The organism is Streptomyces sp. P9(2023), assembly GCF_032436795.1.
Taxonomy (GTDB): domain Bacteria; phylum Actinomycetota; class Actinomycetes; order Streptomycetales; family Streptomycetaceae; genus Streptomyces.
The window spans coordinates 1-331 of record NZ_JAUPWM010000274.1 but is presented as its reverse complement, the minus strand read 5'-3'; the positions used below and the strand labels follow the sequence as shown (position 1 = coordinate 331).

The 331-nt window shown below is 36.3% G+C and carries 1 protein-coding gene; it reads left to right on the top strand.

Annotated features, from left to right (window positions below; translation table 11 throughout):
* A partial coding sequence (locus Q5762_RS37620) for a site-specific DNA-methyltransferase (protein WP_315896809.1) occupies positions 1–262 on the top strand: 262 nt, incomplete at its 5' end.
* Between the last annotated feature and the right edge of the window lie 69 nt (positions 263–331).

Genomic DNA, 331 nt, shown 5'->3' with positions numbered 1-331 from the left:
AAATAACCTATCTATCCCAGATATTCTTGTTGAGAAAAGAGTCTGGAAAGGGTATCCCACAGAGAAACCAGTAAACTTAGCCAAAACATTAATAGAACAGAGTTCAAATGAGCAAGACGTAGTAATTGACCCATTTTGTGGTTCAGGATTTGTTGGTCAAGCCTCCGAGTTACTTAATCGTAATTTCAGAGGCAATGATTTAAATATTGAAGCAGTAAAATTAACAAAAACTAGGATAAATAGTATTAGGCAAACTCTTTAAATTTTCGAACCCAGGATTTTAAAGTCTGTGCTCTGCGACGGCTTGTGTTATCACTTAAGCCGTTGCAGT